Origin of the sequence: Pedobacter yonginensis (assembly GCF_003173595.1) — a bacterium.
GTDB lineage: Bacteria > Bacteroidota > Bacteroidia > Sphingobacteriales > Sphingobacteriaceae > Pedobacter > Pedobacter yonginense.
Genome location: NZ_QGNZ01000001.1, coordinates 1491873 through 1507762, shown reverse-complemented (window position 1 = coordinate 1507762; position 15890 = coordinate 1491873). Strand labels below are relative to the sequence as shown.

12 protein-coding genes are annotated in these 15890 nt (G+C 37.7%); 5 read left to right on the top strand and 7 right to left on the bottom strand.

Annotation, left to right across the window (positions count from 1 at the left end; translation table 11 throughout):
* Positions 1-133: 133 nt before the first annotated feature.
* From DHW03_RS06605 to DHW03_RS06585, 5 genes are all read right to left on the bottom strand, one after another.
* Complete coding sequence (locus tag DHW03_RS06605) at positions 134-454, bottom strand: DUF962 domain-containing protein (RefSeq protein WP_109924902.1); 321 nt, start codon at positions 452-454, stop codon at positions 134-136.
* Between the two features lie 8 nt (positions 455-462).
* Positions 463-1098 carry an HAD family hydrolase gene (locus DHW03_RS06600; RefSeq protein WP_109924901.1) on the bottom strand — a complete coding sequence of 212 codons (636 nt, stop codon included), beginning with the start codon at positions 1096-1098 and terminating at the stop codon, positions 463-465.
* A gap of 116 nt (positions 1099-1214) precedes the next feature.
* Complete coding sequence (locus DHW03_RS06595; protein ID WP_109924900.1) at positions 1215-3902, bottom strand: PQQ-dependent sugar dehydrogenase; 2688 nt, start codon at positions 3900-3902, stop codon at positions 1215-1217.
* Between the two features lie 96 nt (positions 3903-3998).
* Positions 3999-5405, bottom strand: a complete 1407-nt coding sequence (locus DHW03_RS06590; protein ID WP_109924899.1) for a PQQ-dependent sugar dehydrogenase — start codon at positions 5403-5405, stop codon at positions 3999-4001.
* A 97-nt stretch (positions 5406-5502) separates the two neighbouring features.
* Positions 5503-5685, bottom strand: a complete 183-nt coding sequence (locus DHW03_RS06585) for a hypothetical protein (protein ID WP_109924898.1) — start codon at positions 5683-5685, stop codon at positions 5503-5505.
* A gap of 302 nt (positions 5686-5987) precedes the next feature.
* Here DHW03_RS06585 and DHW03_RS06580 point away from each other — a divergent pair, with 302 nt between their 5' ends.
* The 3 genes from DHW03_RS06580 (at position 5988) to DHW03_RS06570 (ending at position 8373) form a co-directional block, all read left to right on the top strand.
* On the top strand, positions 5988-6230 hold the full coding sequence (locus DHW03_RS06580; RefSeq protein WP_109924897.1) for a cold shock domain-containing protein: 243 nt from the start codon (positions 5988-5990) through the stop codon (positions 6228-6230).
* A 641-nt stretch (positions 6231-6871) separates the two neighbouring features.
* The gene (locus DHW03_RS06575; protein ID WP_109924896.1) at positions 6872-7708 is read left to right on the top strand and encodes an aldo/keto reductase; all 837 of its coding nucleotides are present in this window, start codon (positions 6872-6874) and stop codon (positions 7706-7708) included.
* A gap of 467 nt (positions 7709-8175) precedes the next feature.
* Entirely contained in the window at positions 8176-8373 is a 198-nt protein-coding gene (locus tag DHW03_RS06570) for a cold shock domain-containing protein (RefSeq protein WP_109924895.1), read from the top strand.
* 130 nt (positions 8374-8503) lie between these two features.
* On the opposite strand, the gene DHW03_RS06565 is transcribed toward DHW03_RS06570, so the two are convergent.
* Both DHW03_RS06565 and DHW03_RS06560 read right to left on the bottom strand, forming a co-directional pair.
* Positions 8504-8683 (bottom strand): hypothetical protein, encoded by a 180-nt coding sequence (locus DHW03_RS06565; protein WP_109924894.1) that lies wholly within the window; start codon positions 8681-8683, stop codon positions 8504-8506.
* 271 nt (positions 8684-8954) lie between these two features.
* Complete coding sequence (locus DHW03_RS06560) at positions 8955-9476, bottom strand: RNA polymerase sigma factor (RefSeq protein WP_109924893.1); 522 nt, start codon at positions 9474-9476, stop codon at positions 8955-8957.
* A gap of 390 nt (positions 9477-9866) precedes the next feature.
* On the opposite strand from DHW03_RS06560, the gene treZ reads away from it, so the two are divergent.
* Positions 9867-11744 carry a malto-oligosyltrehalose trehalohydrolase gene (treZ, locus tag DHW03_RS06550; RefSeq protein WP_240618479.1) on the top strand — a complete coding sequence of 626 codons (1878 nt, stop codon included), beginning with the start codon at positions 9867-9869 and terminating at the stop codon, positions 11742-11744.
* A complete protein-coding gene (treY, locus tag DHW03_RS06545) occupies positions 11737-15792 on the top strand; it encodes a malto-oligosyltrehalose synthase (RefSeq protein WP_109924891.1) in 4056 nt (1351 codons plus the stop codon). Before treZ ends, treY begins: the two co-directional genes overlap by 8 nt.
* Positions 15793-15890 lie beyond the last annotated feature (98 nt).

The window sequence follows — 15890 nt, the reverse complement described above, 5'->3', positions numbered from 1 at the left end:
ATAGCGGGACTGGTGTTTCAAATGAAATACTGAACGTTCATTTTCAAATTTTTTTGAATTATGCCATAATAAAGCTAATAGTTAATTAGTTATAATCATCTGTTTATCAATAACTTATAAAATTTAGCAAACCTTATTTCTTCACTGAAAAGCCCTGCTTCCCGGTTAATAAGTCGTAAAATAGGATAAAATCGCTGGCTAAGCTGTAACCGGGATATTTAAATGTGGCTGGTTTGTTTTTTTCGAAGAAGAAATGCCCAACCCATGCAAAACCATAACCTAAAACGGGCATTGCCAAGAAAAAATGCCAATTGTGAAATAAGAAGCCTGTAAAAAATGCAAGCGCAACCAAGCCAGTACCAATAAAATGTAAAATTCGCGAGGTTGTATTGGTATGTTCTGTTAAATAGTAAGGATAAAATTCCTTTAGTGACTTAATTTTTTTTTCTGACATAGGTAAATTTACAGAATTCCGTGCGCTTTTAAGAATGCTTCTAGTTGAGCAGGTTTTTCTGTCATTAATAAGGTGTTTAGGCCAACTTTTTTAGCGCCTTCTATGTGCTGCGGACTATCATCAATAAATAAAGTTTCGGCTGGGTTTAAGTTATTTTCGTTTAAAACCTGCTCAAAAATATTGGTGTTGGGTTTGCGCAATTTCATGTGTTGAGAGAAATAAGCTTTCTCGAAATAGGCATCGTAGTTATTAATTTGGAAAGTTGTTTTTAGGTAATTGATAATCCAATTGTAGTGGATTTCGTTGTTATTACTTAATAGAAAAGTGCGATAATTGGCCTTTACTTTTAATAAAACATCATGGTTTTCTTGAATGGTGCCAATTAACAAGCTGTTCCAGGCTTCATCAATTTGAGCATCAGTTAAATCGGGATTGTTGGCGGCTTTTCTAATTCCGGCTCTAAATTCTGCAGGCGAAATGGCAGCGGTTTCAAAATCATCAAATAGTTGATTGTGCGCTTTATGTGCAAAGAAATTCTCGATATCTGCAATGCCTAATTTTTGGAAAGAAGCTTGGGCAATTTTAAAATCTATATCGAATATTACGTTTCCGTAATCAAAAATGATGTTTTTGATGTGTTGCATAAAGGATTATAATATGGTGCAAAGATATTATTGCTAAGTGAAGGTGGCGTATTAAATTTGTGTTTTTTACATAAAAATGCCTCGCAGATCATTTCCGCAAGGCATTTTTATGGCTATTAAAGTGATTCTACAAGAAGAGATTGGATTATTGGCTTCTCTCCGCTGCTTGCTTTAAAAATAAAATACACCGTATGAAATTTACCATCAGTAACTGGTTGGATGCTTACCGTGCTTTTTGACTCAGACTTGCCTAAAAGTTCTCCATCTAACCGATCTAATCGAACTTCAATTTCATAATTGCTGTTATTGCCGAAATTAAATTTGAATCCGCTGAGTTTGGTTAAATCAATCTTATTTAAACTGAAATGGCCTTCGTTTGCGGTCATGGCCAATGCATCAGCGCCTGACACTTCTTTTGTTTCAAATCCTTTTATGTTTTTGAGATCAGTGGCATCGATTTGATTGCTTTTTAGATTTACGGAATTGGTTGTGGTTAAAGGCTTTAGCTTGGCTGTGCCGGCATCGGTATAGGTGGCTTTTAGGTTTAACACAGATTTCTTTTTATCGACCGTGCCGCTTGGTGTTATTTTGCCAGATGTTGGTAAAGAGGCTACTACTTCTTTATTGCTCAAGGTCATGATCCACTCTGTAATTTTTTTCACTTCAGCTTCTTTCATTGCTGGATGGGCAGGCATTGGAATTTCTCCCCAAACGCCAGAACTACCTTTGAGCACTTTATTTGCCAAATAATCTACCGCGTTTGGATCGCCTTGATATTTAGAAGACACTTTTTCGAAAGCTGGGCCTATGGAGGTTGTTGATATTTTATGGCATGTGCTGCAATCAGATTTCAGCATTAAGGTTTTACCAATAAGGGTTTGAGCGGCCTGCTGATGACCCAATTGCGCCCCTGCTAAGTCCATTCCTTCAGTATAAGTATTGGAGATATAAACCCTTTGGTTATTTATTGATGCTCCTTTATCACTAATTAATACTTGGTAATCAATCGCTTTATTGGGAAACCAAAAACTTTTATTGCCACTTAAAACGATATCGACATTTGGCTGCTCATTGCCAGCGAATACTGGAATGGTTTGACTTTTTGCTGAAGCCTTGCTTTTGTCTGAAACGGTAACACTTACTGGATATTCGCCCGCAACTGTATAAGTATTGGTCAATTCGGGGCTTGTTGTGGTTTTCTTAATTCCGTTACCTAGGTTCCAAATATAGGTTAATGCGTCTCCATCAGGATCTACCGCTTTAACTTTTGCTGTAAGTTTATAGGGCAATAGGCCGCTTGTTTTGGCAATTTCCAAGCTTTCAATCTTTGGAGGTCGGTTGCCTTTTAAATAATCTATTCTGGTAATTCCGGCATCTGGATTTTTAGAGAACCATCCTTTTCCATATTCTAGAATATACAATTTGCCATCTGGCCCAAGTTCCATATCTATTGGTGCCGCTAAAGAAATTTTGGAAAGCATAGGCTCCATGCTAATGTAATCGCCTTGTGGCGACATGGTTATCGCTTTTACCCATCCCCGAATCCACTCATAAATAATTAATTTTCCGTTGTAGTAGGCCGGATAGGGCGATACACCTGGCTTTGCATAATATACAGGGCCTGCCATAGCCGTTCTGCCACCAGAACCTACTTGAGGGAATTCTTTCGATTCGCCATAAGGATACCAAATAAATGCGGGTTGGGCAGGGGGTACAACACCTAAGCCGGTATTGTTTGGGGAATTGTTTGTCGCACCGGCTGGATCAAAAGGGTTTCCATTTTGCCCGTTGGTATAATCGTAAGCCCGGTATGGATAGTTATTGCCAATGAAATAAGGCCATCCAAAATTGCCTGCTTTACGTGCCTGATTTACTTCATCATAACCTCGTGGTCCACGTGCTGCATCGTCGTTCGATGCATCGGGTCCCACCTCGCCCCAATATAAATAGCCTGTTTTTTGATCTACAGAAATTCGATATGGATTTCTGTTACCCATCACATAAATCTCCGGCTTTGCTTTTGGATCATTTTTGGGGAAAAGATTACCATCTGGTATGCTGTACGTTCCGTCGTCCTTTAACTTTATTCTCAAGATTTTTCCTCTTAAATCGTTCGTATTTCCGGCTGATCGTCTGGCATCGTATTGTTCTAAACCTTTCCTATTATCGAGCGGAGCGTAACCATTATTTACATATTGTTGTTTGGGAACATCGAAAGGGGTGGAGTTATCGCCGGTAGAAACATATAAAAGATTATCGGCCCCAAAAGCTATTGAACCGCCTGTATGACAACAAATTTCTCTTTGAGAATAAAATTGAAGGATAATTTTTTCTGATGCCTTGTCTATTTTATCGTTAACCATTTTAAAACGCGATAAACGGTTTACTGATTTGTCAAAAGGACTGTAAAAGAGGTAGATAAACTTGTTTATGGCGAATTTTGGATCTGCCGCCATGCCCAATAAACCTTCTTCTGCATTTACATCTGGGGTATTGGTTTTAAAGTAAACATCGAGTTTTCCAGCTAAGGAAAGTTTTTTAGTTTGGTTTTTATAGAGCATAATCTCGCCGCGGCGTTGCGCTACAAGGATGTCTAAATTAGGCAAAACGGTAAGTTCTGTAGGTTCAGTAAATTCACCCTGTACTAACTTCACACTTACAAACCGATCTTGGTCTGGCGTGTCTATTCGGGATTCACTTTTTAGTGCTATTTTCTTTTGGGTATAGCGATTGCTATTTAGGGTGGTTGCGTATAAGAAAGTTATGGCAAGAAACGAAATCGACAGGGTAAAAAATGTTTTCATCTATTTGGTTATGTATGTGACTTGATAAATATAGAGATTGTTTTCTAACTCGAAAAATTATTGCAGCTATCGCCTTATGCATTGCAAACATAGGCCTTATTTTGTGGCTGTAATGATGTAATCGGCTAATCCTTCAATCTCTTTTTTGCTAATCGCTCCGTTCCATGCGGGCATTCCCTTTGCAACAACCCCATTTGTTATGGTTTTTACGATTGATTTTTTGTCTGAACCGTAGGTGAATTTGCCACCGATTAACGATTTAACCACTTCAGTTCCTTGAAGTTTATCGCCATGGCAAGAGGCACACAGTTGTTTGAAAAGATTTTGAGGTGTGTTTGTAACCAAAGTGTTCTTAATGTTCGAAGTGATTTGCTGTGCCATTGTAGTTGTTTTATCGGTAGATGGGCGCAACCTCAAAATCATATCATAGGGGCGTTCGCCTTTGCTTTCAGGTAAATCAAAATTAGATGTGGACAGGTAAATAAATCCATCAGGCCCAACCACCAGCGATCGGATTCTTCCAAATTGTTTTTTGAGAAAGATTTCCTGGTCATTTTGCTTGTTTAAGGAGATGCTTAGTATAGATTCGCCTCGTAAACATGCAACTAACAAATTTCCTTCTAAAGCAGGAAATGCTTTGCCAGTATAAAATAATGCTTCTGATGGGCCTATAGAAGGTGTGTATTCAAAAAGTGGCGCCTTCATTCCTGCTTTGATATTTTGATGATGAATGATTGGCCAACCGTAATTTGCACCTTTCTCTATTACATTAACTTCATCGCCACCTGTGGGGCCATGTTCGGTTTCGTATAAATGGTTTGTGCCTGGTTGGAAAGTAAGTCCCTGTGGATTTCTATGTCCGTAAGACCAAATTTCTTTGTGGGCGGTATCATTCTTAACAAAGGGATTGTCGGTGGGGATGCTGCCATCGTAATTGATGCGAAGGATTTTACCGTTGTAAGCTTTTAAATCCTGTGCAAGCGCGGGTTGGTCGGCATCCCCAGTAGTGATATATAGTTTTTTATCGGGGCCAAAAACGAGTCTGCAACCCGTATGGTTTCGAGCTGCAGGAATGCCCTGAATTAAAATTTTAGGATGGATTAGCGTATCGTTTTTATATTCATATCGTATTACTTTTAACCATAAGCCGTTATGCTCTGCATAATTATGGGCTAAATAAATAAAGTGATTTCTTATAAAATCGGGGTGAATAACCATACCCAATAAACCTGTTTTTGATTCGGCTTTAATATCGTTAACGTTAAAAATTGGCTTATCTAAAAGTTTGCCGTTTCTGTACAGCCTTATCTGTCCGGGCCGTTCAGTGAACAACATCGATTTATCGGGCAAAAAAGTAATTTGCCAAGGCACAATGAGGTTGGTTGCCAGGGTATCAATCTTAAGAGAAAAAGCCGTGTTTTGTTGTTGATGTGCACTATTTATGAAGCTGGTTGCGAGCGCAAAAAGGCCTATGATTAAAAGATAGGTAAATGGTTTTCTCATAAGGTAAAGGGTTTGTTAAAACGTTTTACTATTTCGTTTAAATATAGGTAATTACTTGAAAATAAGTAGATATAGAGCTGTAAGTATGTTGAGGCTATTATTTTAAGATGAGAATGGTACCATCATTTTTTAATTTATAGTAGTATTGTTTTTCGTGTTTGCGTTTTAACACCTCAATATCTTCTACTTCGCCTTGTTTTCCGGTGTCATCTTTAATGGCATCGCCTTCTTTAACATTATCTAAGTCTTTCTCAGAACTGTTTTTACCCAATTTTTTCATTTTGATTAGATTATTTGAAGCAATATTAAGACAACGTTTTATAGTAGAATAAGTTTCGTTTTAAGAATCCCCGTTCTTGAGTTTGCTATAACGTGGGTAATAACCGCTTATATTAAAACTTTGAGATCGAGTTAAGTGAAACAAGGATCGCTTCGTCAGCTCGTGGTGGGGTGTTTATTTTCTTTAATGAATATCCCCTTATCTATTGTCAACATCTATTAATTTGAATGTGTAATCTACTCTCGTAGTCGCAAAATTCAGTTTTTTATACATTTATATATCTAATCCCTAATTAAAACAGTATGGAAGGCGTAATCACAGCTTACAATAAGCAGCGAGGCTTTGGCCTGATTTCTCAGTTCATGGTAGAGCAAAGCATTTACTTTGATATTGTTGAATGCAAAGTAAAAGGTTTGTATATCGGAAGTTCGGTTTTATTTGATGTGGCTATTACCAAGCGAGGTAGGGTTGCTAAAAACATTACGGCAGCGCCAAAGGTTAGAGTTCGGCGGAGAAAGAAGCAGATTTCTCAGGTTTCACTCTAACATGATCCTTTATCGGTACGAAGATTAGAACATCTAAGTTTACACCTTATTCGTTCCTATTTAAAATTTGGTTTTTTGGAAGTCCGAATTTTGATAGTTTGCGGTTTATACCCTAGCAAACTTTGTCGTCCGTTTTCGTAATTCGCACAACTCAAAGGGGTAAAGATTACATTATTATGATGAAAAATGGCCTCAGCGATTAATTAAAGTAATCTTCTTAAAATATTGTGTCTAAAGCAAAATAAAATAATTAGAATTGGATGACATTTATGCCTACATTAGGATATGGGCGATACAGTTAATTTTGTTTTAGGCGTAGTTTTCATACTAAGCGGTTTTAGTGTTTTTTGTGTAATTTTTGGCGGTAAAAATGCTGGGTAATTTCAGCTTCGTTTAAAAAAATTATCCTTCAATTCCTTCCGGAGCTCTATTTAAAAGCAACCTTCATGCTATGATTGGCTTTTCAATTTTGATATGGCCCATTATCAGCCTGCAATTTCCATTTTGACTATTCGCTTTTGCCGATTCCGAGCTGTATGAAAGTGTTTTTCAATTATCATAAAAAATTTTCGGCAAACATTACTTTTACAAGGGCGTTAATGAAATAGAATTAATCAATTTTATTTTACTCAAGACATATTATGGGAAATACATCATTAACCTTTAAACTAGGCGAATTAGAAATCAATCGATTAGGATATGGTGCAATGCAATTAACAGGAACGGGTGTTTTTGGTGAGGTTGCTGATAGAGAAAATGCGAAAAAAGTATTGCAAAAAGCTGTAGAACATGGTGTTAACTTTATCGATACTGCCGAGGCTTATGGGCCACAGTTTAATGAAACACTTATTGCCGATGCCCTTTATCCATACAAAGAAAACATTGTAGTTGCAACAAAGGGTGGCTTTAACCGGCCAGGCCCCAACAATTGGGTGCCCAACGGTACGCCAGATTTTATAAGGCAAAACATTGAAGGCAGCTTGCAGCGTTTGAAGGTTGAAACCATCGATTTGTGGCAATTACACCGCATTGATCCAAAGGTTAATGTGGAAGAAACTTTAGCTCCAGTTGTTGAAGCGGTTAAAGCTGGTAAGATTCGTTATGTAGGGTTATCAGAAGTGACTATAGAACAAATTAAGCAGGTACAGAATATTTTGCCAATCGTATCGGTTCAGAATATGTACAATTTAGCCAATAGGCAATGGGAAAATGTTTTAGATTTTACGGCGGAGGAAGGTCTTGCTTTTATCCCGTGGTTTCCATTGGCTTCTGGTCCTGCAAAATTGGAAGATAAAATTAAACAGATTGCCGAAAAGCATCAAGCAACAGTTGCTCAAATCGCATTGGCATGGTTGCTTAAACGATCGGCCAATATTTTATTAATACCCGGAACAAAATCTATTGTGCATTTAGAGGAAAACATGAAGGCTTCGGAAATTGAATTGAGTGCGGAAGAGTTTTCATCATTATCGAACTAAGTAGATTTAAACCCTCATTAAAAAAGAAATCCCGGCTTAAAAAAGGCTGGGATTTCGTGTTTTTATGGTGTGCCTGCCCAACGCGGATCTCCCGCTCACAGGACTTTTTTATCTCTATTTTTATATTCAACAATTTATGATTTTATTGGTTTTGTTTTGCACAATAATTTTGCACAATCTGTTAGTAACTAACATTTTGAAGATGCGCTTTGCATTTCTATTTGTTGGCCATTCATTTCAGTCATTATACTCCTTTTCGCTATAGAATATTTTAAATGCTTTCTGATCATTTTTTTCGCGTAAAGTTTTCGGAGTATCCTTAATTGAAAAATTGCCTTAAAATTTCGGAAATGGGTAAATTTTAATCTTAAAGAAATAGGCAATAATCTATTAATGAGGTAGCTACATCTATTTTTTTTATAAAACAATCCGATTTTTTTTATGTTTAAATAATAAATCTAATTGAAATGAAACTAGGAACGGTAAAATTTTATGATAAGGAGAAAGGTTTCGGATTTATAACCTCTTCAAATGGTTATTTCGAGTTGAGAGTTTATGCTCATGGGGTAGTTGATCAGATCGAATCCAATAACATTGTTCAATTTGATGTTGAGCAAACCAAGCTTGGTGTAGAGGCTGTAAAAGTTACTGTTTTAAGCGCATAAACTAATCATTGTTCAGTTTGTTCAAACCCATACATTTCTAAATGTATTGCCTAAGTTTATTACAAGCTTATCAGGATTGAGAGCGATATAGAAAAAATGACAAAGGGTAGGATAAAATTCCTGCCCTTTTTTATTTTAAAACCAATATTGTTCCTCGGTTTTTTAGCTTAAAATAGTACTGGTTGCTTTCTCTATATTTCAGGATTTCGATTTCTTCAACAAAGCCTTCTTTTCCGTATTCATCTTTTACCTTATCTCCAATCTTAATGGATTCGAGTTCTTTGATTGAGCTACTATGTTTGATAATCATGAGGCAATAATTATTAATTAATAGATATAATAATTACGAAACCCGCTAATTATCAGATTTTTATACTCTTAAAAAGAATATGTTTTTCTTCTGATTCAAAATTTTTAACATGGGTAGATGGCAAGCGCAAATTCATTCCTTTTAGCTGCAATCATTGTAAGATATTTCTTTGGGTTGATGTAGGCAGAAACCGGATAGGAGCGTTAAACGTGATTTACAAAAAATGGGGAAATAAAAAAGGCTCAATTTGAGCCTCTTAATTTGGTTTTTGTTACCTAACTTCTTCAAGTTTAGAATAGGTTTTTAGGTATTTCTTCAGCATTTCTCTCGCCACGTGGATTCTGGTTTTTACAGTACCAAGCGGGATTCCAAGTTCATCGGCAATTTCGTGGTATTTAAATCCTTCAAAATACTTAACAAAAGGAACACTGTAAACGTCGGGTAAGTGATTTAGCGCTTTTTGAATGTCATCAACAATCATTTTACTAATCGAACCATTCTTTTCGGCACTATACATTAAATTTGTGGAAGAAATATCTTCTTCCTGGGTAATCAGGGTTTTTGATTTGGCTATTTTACGGTAGTTGTTGATGAAGGTGTTCTTCATGATTACAAACAACCAGCCTTTAAAATTAGTGCCCTCTTCAAAATTGTTATAAAAGCGAATCGCTTTAAGCATTGTGTCTTGTACCAAATCATTAGCATCTTCTGCATCCTTCGTAAAATTTAACGCATGCATTTTTAATGATGTGGAGTGGCTGTTAACCATGTTGTTAAATTCAATCTGAGTCATGATGTTTATAGGTTAGGGGTGACGCCGAAATTTTATCAAACGCTGTACCATTCCAAAAAAAAGTTAATGTGTAAAATACTCGATTAATTACGGTTAAGTAGGCTTTAAGGCACGTGGGATGGAAAATCAGTAAAGTATAATAATTCTGTTATGTTTGATATTGGGTATTTATACGCAATTCATTTTGCTCTTTCTACGTGGTAAAGATTTTAATAATTGTACACTAATTAGCGCTAAAAGAAATACATTTTTTGTCGAAAAAGCTGTTGGCATGGGGGAGGGAAAAATCTTTTTAACCCAAACCAGAGCAGCCAATCCTTTCACCCATTTAATCTTTCTGGAAACCAATAGATTGTTTTATTGTTCTCAAATAGCAATGTAAGGTGTATAATGGTAGTAGATATTCTCGAAAGAAAAATAGGTGTAAATTTTAATGATGATGGCAGCGCTGAAATCTGGCTGTGGGCACCGCCTGCTACAGCAGTTTCTGTTTGGGTAAACGATTCGAAGTTGCCTTTAATCATGAAAAAGATGGATTTAGGTTATTGGTTTTTGCAAACGAGCTTAATTAAACCATTAGATATGTATCACTTTGAAATTTGCAAGGCGGATGGAGGTTTTACAGACCCAGCAGAAAAAGTGTTGAACCTTCCTGATCCCGCTTCGTTATTTCAATATGATGGCGTGGCTGGAAACTCCAAAGCATTTGATTTAAAAGGTTTTAATTGGACGGATGATGGCTGGGTTGGACTTGATTTGCAGGATTTCATCATTTACGAACTACATACCGGAACCTTTACACCAAATGGAGATTTCGAATCGATTGAAAGTAAATTGGATTACCTGCTAGGGCTTGGCATTACGGCAATCGAACTGATGCCCATTGCTCAGTTTCCGGGTAATCGCAACTGGGGATACGATGGTGTTTTCCCTTTCGCTGTTCAAAATACTTATGGTGGGCCTCTAGCCTTGCAACATTTAGTAAATGCATGCCATAAAAAAGGCTTAGCTGTCATACTAGATGTTGTTTATAATCATTTTGGGCCAGAAGGCAATTACTTTGCTGAATTTGGACCCTATTTTACAGATAAACATCAAACCCCGTGGGGATCAGCCATCAATTTTGATGATGCAGGTGCCCATGGCGTGAGAAACTATTTTATAGAGAACGCTTTAATGTGGTTTAGAGATTTCCATATTGACGCCCTTAGGTTGGATGCTGTTCATGCCATTCAAGATTTTGGCGAGGTACATATCTTATCGGAAATAAAATCAAGCGTTTCAAAACTTGCTGAATTAAAAGGTAAAAAATATGAGCTGATTGTTGAGCTCGACTTGAATGATAACCAATACATTAATCCACAAAATAAAGGTGGTTATGGAATGGATGGCCAATGGATTGACGAATTTCACCACGCTTTAAGGGTATCGGCTGGGCAAAAGCCCCATGGTTATTATGCAGATTTTAGTGGGGTAGCGCATTTAGCTAAATCTTACAATGATGCTTACGTTTACGATGGACAATTTTCTCCCCATCGTAAAAAGCATTTTGGAAAGCCCGCAAATGGTAACGGGGGCAAGCAATTTGTGGTTTTTTCTCAAAACCACGATCAGATTGGTAACCGAATGCTGGGCGAAAGAACCAGCACCTTAGTTAGTTTTGAAATGTTAAAATTGCTGGCAGGAGCCGTATTTTGCAGCCCATTTATACCTTTAATTTTTATGGGTGAAGAATGGGCGGAAACCAATCCTTTCCAATTTTTCATTAGTCACAGCGATAAGGATTTAATTGCTGCGGTTAGAAAGGGTAGAAAAGCAGAATTCGCCGCCTTTCACCATGAAGAGGATACGCCTGATCCACAAAGTGAAACAACTTTCAACCATTCCAAATTGGACTGGAACAGGTTAGATACGGGCCAACACAATAGCCTATTTACGTATTACAAACACCTCATTTCCTTGAGAAAAACCAATCCAATTTTAGCAGACCTTAATAGGGATAATGTAAAGGCTGAGGCTTTGAGTAATCAACAATGTGTTTTACTAACCCGTTGGTATACAAGTCAAAAAATGATTTGTTTGATGAATTTTTCCAATCAAGAGCAACACACCATCGTGCCAGAATATTCCAAAGATTGGTCTTTACTGTTAGATTCTTCTTCAACATCGTGGAACGGACCCACGTCAGATTTAAAAACAATATCGCCAGAAGGCAACATTATAATTTCACCAGAATCCATCCTTATATTTATTTGCGACCATGTTTAAGCCGAGCACTACCTATCGAATCCAATTCCATAAAGATTTCAACTTCAATTCGTTTGAAGAGATTATTCCTTACCTCGCTAACTTGGGGATTGATACGCTTTATGCATCGCCGATTTTTGAAGCCATTCCAGGCAGTACACATGGATATGATGTGGTTAATCCCTTAAAAATTAATCCGGAGATTGGGACAGAAAAGCAACTTTTAAAAATTTCCAAAAAACTTAAAGAGGCTGGAATTTCTTGGCTACAGGATATTGTGCCCAACCACATGGCATTCCATTTTGATAATAAGTGGTTGATGGATGTTTTGGAAAATGGCCCGAAATCGGATTTTGCTTCTTTTTTCGATGTAAATTTTAACCAAGCCGATGGAAAACTAATGGTTCCGTTTTTGGGTGAAGATTTAGAAGATGCCATAAAACATCATGCGCTGCAATTGGATGAAGGGGATGGAAAATTTGTGTTAAAGAGCGGTGATGCATGTTGGCCACTTAATGGCGAAACGACTAAAAAACTAAAAAAAGGAGACTTAAAAACATATAATCAGGATCCGGATTTTCTAATCGAATTGGCGCAGGCACAGCACTATCGTTTATGCAATTGGCAAGAAACCAATAGCAATATAAACTATCGTCGGTTTTTTACGGTTAACAGCTTAATTTGTCTTAATATCCAAAACCAAGAATCTTTTGACCTTTATCATCAATATATTTTTGAACTGGTAGAAAAGGGTATTTTTCAAGGCCTAAGGATTGACCACGTTGATGGGCTTTATGATCCGAAACAATACCTAGATCGACTTAGGAAAGCAGTGGGTGAGGATGTTTATATTGTTGTTGAAAAGATTTTAGAAGATGGCGAAGAAATGCCGAGCGATTGGCAGGCACAAGGCACTACAGGCTACGAGTTTTTGGCTATGGAGAACAATTTGCTTACCAATACGGCAGCGAAAAAGCCGTTTGACAATTTGTATCAGCAGGTTATAGGCAAAAAATTAAATCCACAAGCGCTCATTTACGAAAAGAAAAAGGCCATTTTATTTGAGCACATGCATGGCGAATTGGACAATCTATTTTCGCTGCTGATGTCTTTGGAAATCATTGAAGTTTCGAAGGCTGAATTGGTTCATTTAAAGCTGGCTTTGGCAGAAATGCTGATTCAAATGCCCGTTTATCGGTATTACAATCACAGTTTTCCATTAAGTGCGGAAGATGCAAAACGCGTTGAGCAACTTTTCCATCCAATACTTAAAGATAAAAACTTAGCTAAGGCGGCTGGCCAACTTCAAGAGTTATTGCTTAAAAAGCCCCTTGATGGCGATCAAAAATTAAATGCTAAAATTGGGCAATTTTACCAGCGCTGCATGCAATTTACAGGCCCCTTGATGGCGAAAGGCGTTGAAGATACGGTGATGTTTACCTACAATCGTTTCATTGGGCATAATGAGGTGGGCGATGCGCCAGATGCATTTGGAATTTCGACTTCAGAATTCCACGATAAAATGAGCAAACGACAGGAGCACTGGCCGTTAAGCTTAAATGGGAGCTCTACCCACGACACCAAAAAAGGGGAAGATGTAAGGGCAAGGTTAAATGTGTTAAGCGATTTGCCAACAGAATGGACGGCATTGGTGGATGATTTAATGCAGTTTGTCGGGGCATTGCAAGTCGCACAGCCCTCATTTAAGTGGCTTCATCCAAACGATCTATACCTAATTATTCAAACGCTAATTGGTGCTTTACCTTTTGAGGGAACCGATGGTGACGATTTTGAAAATCGCTTTGAACAATTTATTCAAAAAGCACTTAGAGAGGCTAAGAAAAGATCAGATTGGGCAGAACCCAATGAAAAGTATGAGGAAGAATTGAACAAATTTTCTCAGACCATTCTAAGCGACAAGCAGGATAGCTGGATAAAAATTAAGGTATTTTTGCAAGAAATTTCCGACTATTCGGTGGTGAATAGTTTGGCTCAAGTCGCCTTGAAATTTACTTGTCCGGGTATTCCAGATGTTTATCAGGGAACCGAACTTTGGGATTTGAGCTTAGTTGACCCAGATAACAGGAGGCCTGTAAATTATGCACTCAGGGCCAAGTATTTGGATGAAATTGAAAATGGCTCAAATCAAAAACTTTGGGGCGATCGCTTTTCGGGTAAGATAAAACTTTGGCTAACCAAGAAATTAATTGAAGTTAGAAAATCTAACCGTGATGTTTTTGAAAAGGGCGCTTATATTCCCCTAAAGGTAAAAGGAAAATATGCAAAGCATGTAATTGCCTATGGAAGAAAGCATCAACAAAGTTGGATTATCTCTGCCATACCGCTTGGAATGGCGCAGCTTTGCAAGTCGGCAAATACAACACCTCAAACAATAGATTGGGCAGATACTGAAATCATCCTCCCTGTTGAAGCCGCATTTAATTGGGAAGACTTACTTGCAGAAAAACATGCACATAAAGAGCTTGTAAATCAAGCTATCCCTGTGGGCGAAATTTTTGCGAGCTTTCCTGTAGCCATTTTAAAGCTTACACCAAAAAATAACAAACGTTCTGCGGGCATATTAATGCACATCAGTTGTCTGCCTTCCACCTTCGGAATTGGAGATTTTGGGCGTAATGCTTTTGAGTTTGTTGATTTCCTCCATCAATGCAGGCAAAAATATTGGCAAATTTTACCGCTTAATCCAACAAAATCAGAAAACGGCCATTCGCCCTATTCAAGCAATTCTGCAATGGCTGGAAATGACTTGCTCATTAGTCCGGAAAGTTTAGTGGAGGATGGATTGCTGACGGATGCTGATCTTTCAACTTTTCACATTCCAGAAAAGTCTTCCGTTGATTTTGAACAAGTTGAAAAAGCAAAAGATAATCTGTTAACAAAGGCTTATCAAAATTTTCTCCAATTAACTAATGATGAATTGGTTAAAGAATATACCTCTTTTTGCATTACAGCTAGCGATTGGTTGGATGATTTCTCTGTGTACAGCTCCATCAAGCAACGATTTAATAATCTAGAGTGGTACAATTGGCCTGAAGCATTCAAAAGGCGACATCCAAAAACGCTGGCTGATTTTGAAAAGGAGCATCATAAAGAGATTGAAGAAATGAAATGGCGGCAATTTATTTTTTATCGCCAGTGGAATAAATTAAAGGATTATGCAAATAGGAGACATATTCAAATTGTTGGCGATTTGCCTTTTTACTTGGATTACGATTCCGTCGAAGTTTGGTCGCAGCCGGGCAACTTTTTGCTGGATGATCATTTGAATAAAGTAATGGTTGCAGGCGTTCCGCCAGATTATTTTAATGAAAAAGGGCAACTGTGGGGAATGCCAATTTTTAATTGGGAAACCATGAAAAAGGATGGCTTTTCTTGGTGGGTTAACCGTTTAAAAAAGAACATAACGCTTTTCGATATTATTCGTTTGGACCATTTTAGGGCCTTCTCATCATATTGGGCGGTACCAGCAGAGGCTGAAGATGCTACTTATGGAAAGTGGATTGAAGGTCCGGGTACTTCATTTTTCGATATTATCAAAGAAAACTTGGGCCAATTGCCATTTATTGCAGAAGATTTGGGAGAAATTACGGATGATGTGGAAGAGCTGAGGGCAAAATTTGAATTGCCTGGGATGAAAGTGCTTCAATTTTCTTTTGGGGCAGATATTGCCTCTTCAACTCATATCCCGCACAATTATCAATCAACAAAATGCATCGCCTATTCGGGCACTCATGATAACAATACCGTATTGGGATGGTTTAAAACTGAAATTGATTCAGAAACCCGAAAGCGGGTATCGGATTATTTGGGTATAGCGGCTACAGAAGACAATTTGGCTAAAATGATTCTTAAAACCTGCTATGCTTCCATAGCCGAGGTTGCCATTGTTCCAATACAGGATTTACTGAATTTGGATGAAACTGCCAGAATGAATGTGCCGGGAACGAATGAGGGGAACTGGTTGTGGAAACTAAAGCGCAATGAAATCAGCTCGGTATTAAGTGCTTGGTTGCGGGCACAAACAGAAATGTATGGAAGAACCGTTTAGTTCTCCCATACATATACATTAACCTAAATTCGGTTCGGCGTCGTCATAAATTAGTACAGAGGCTTTTGGGTTTTAAAAGATATCCTATTTTCACCCAA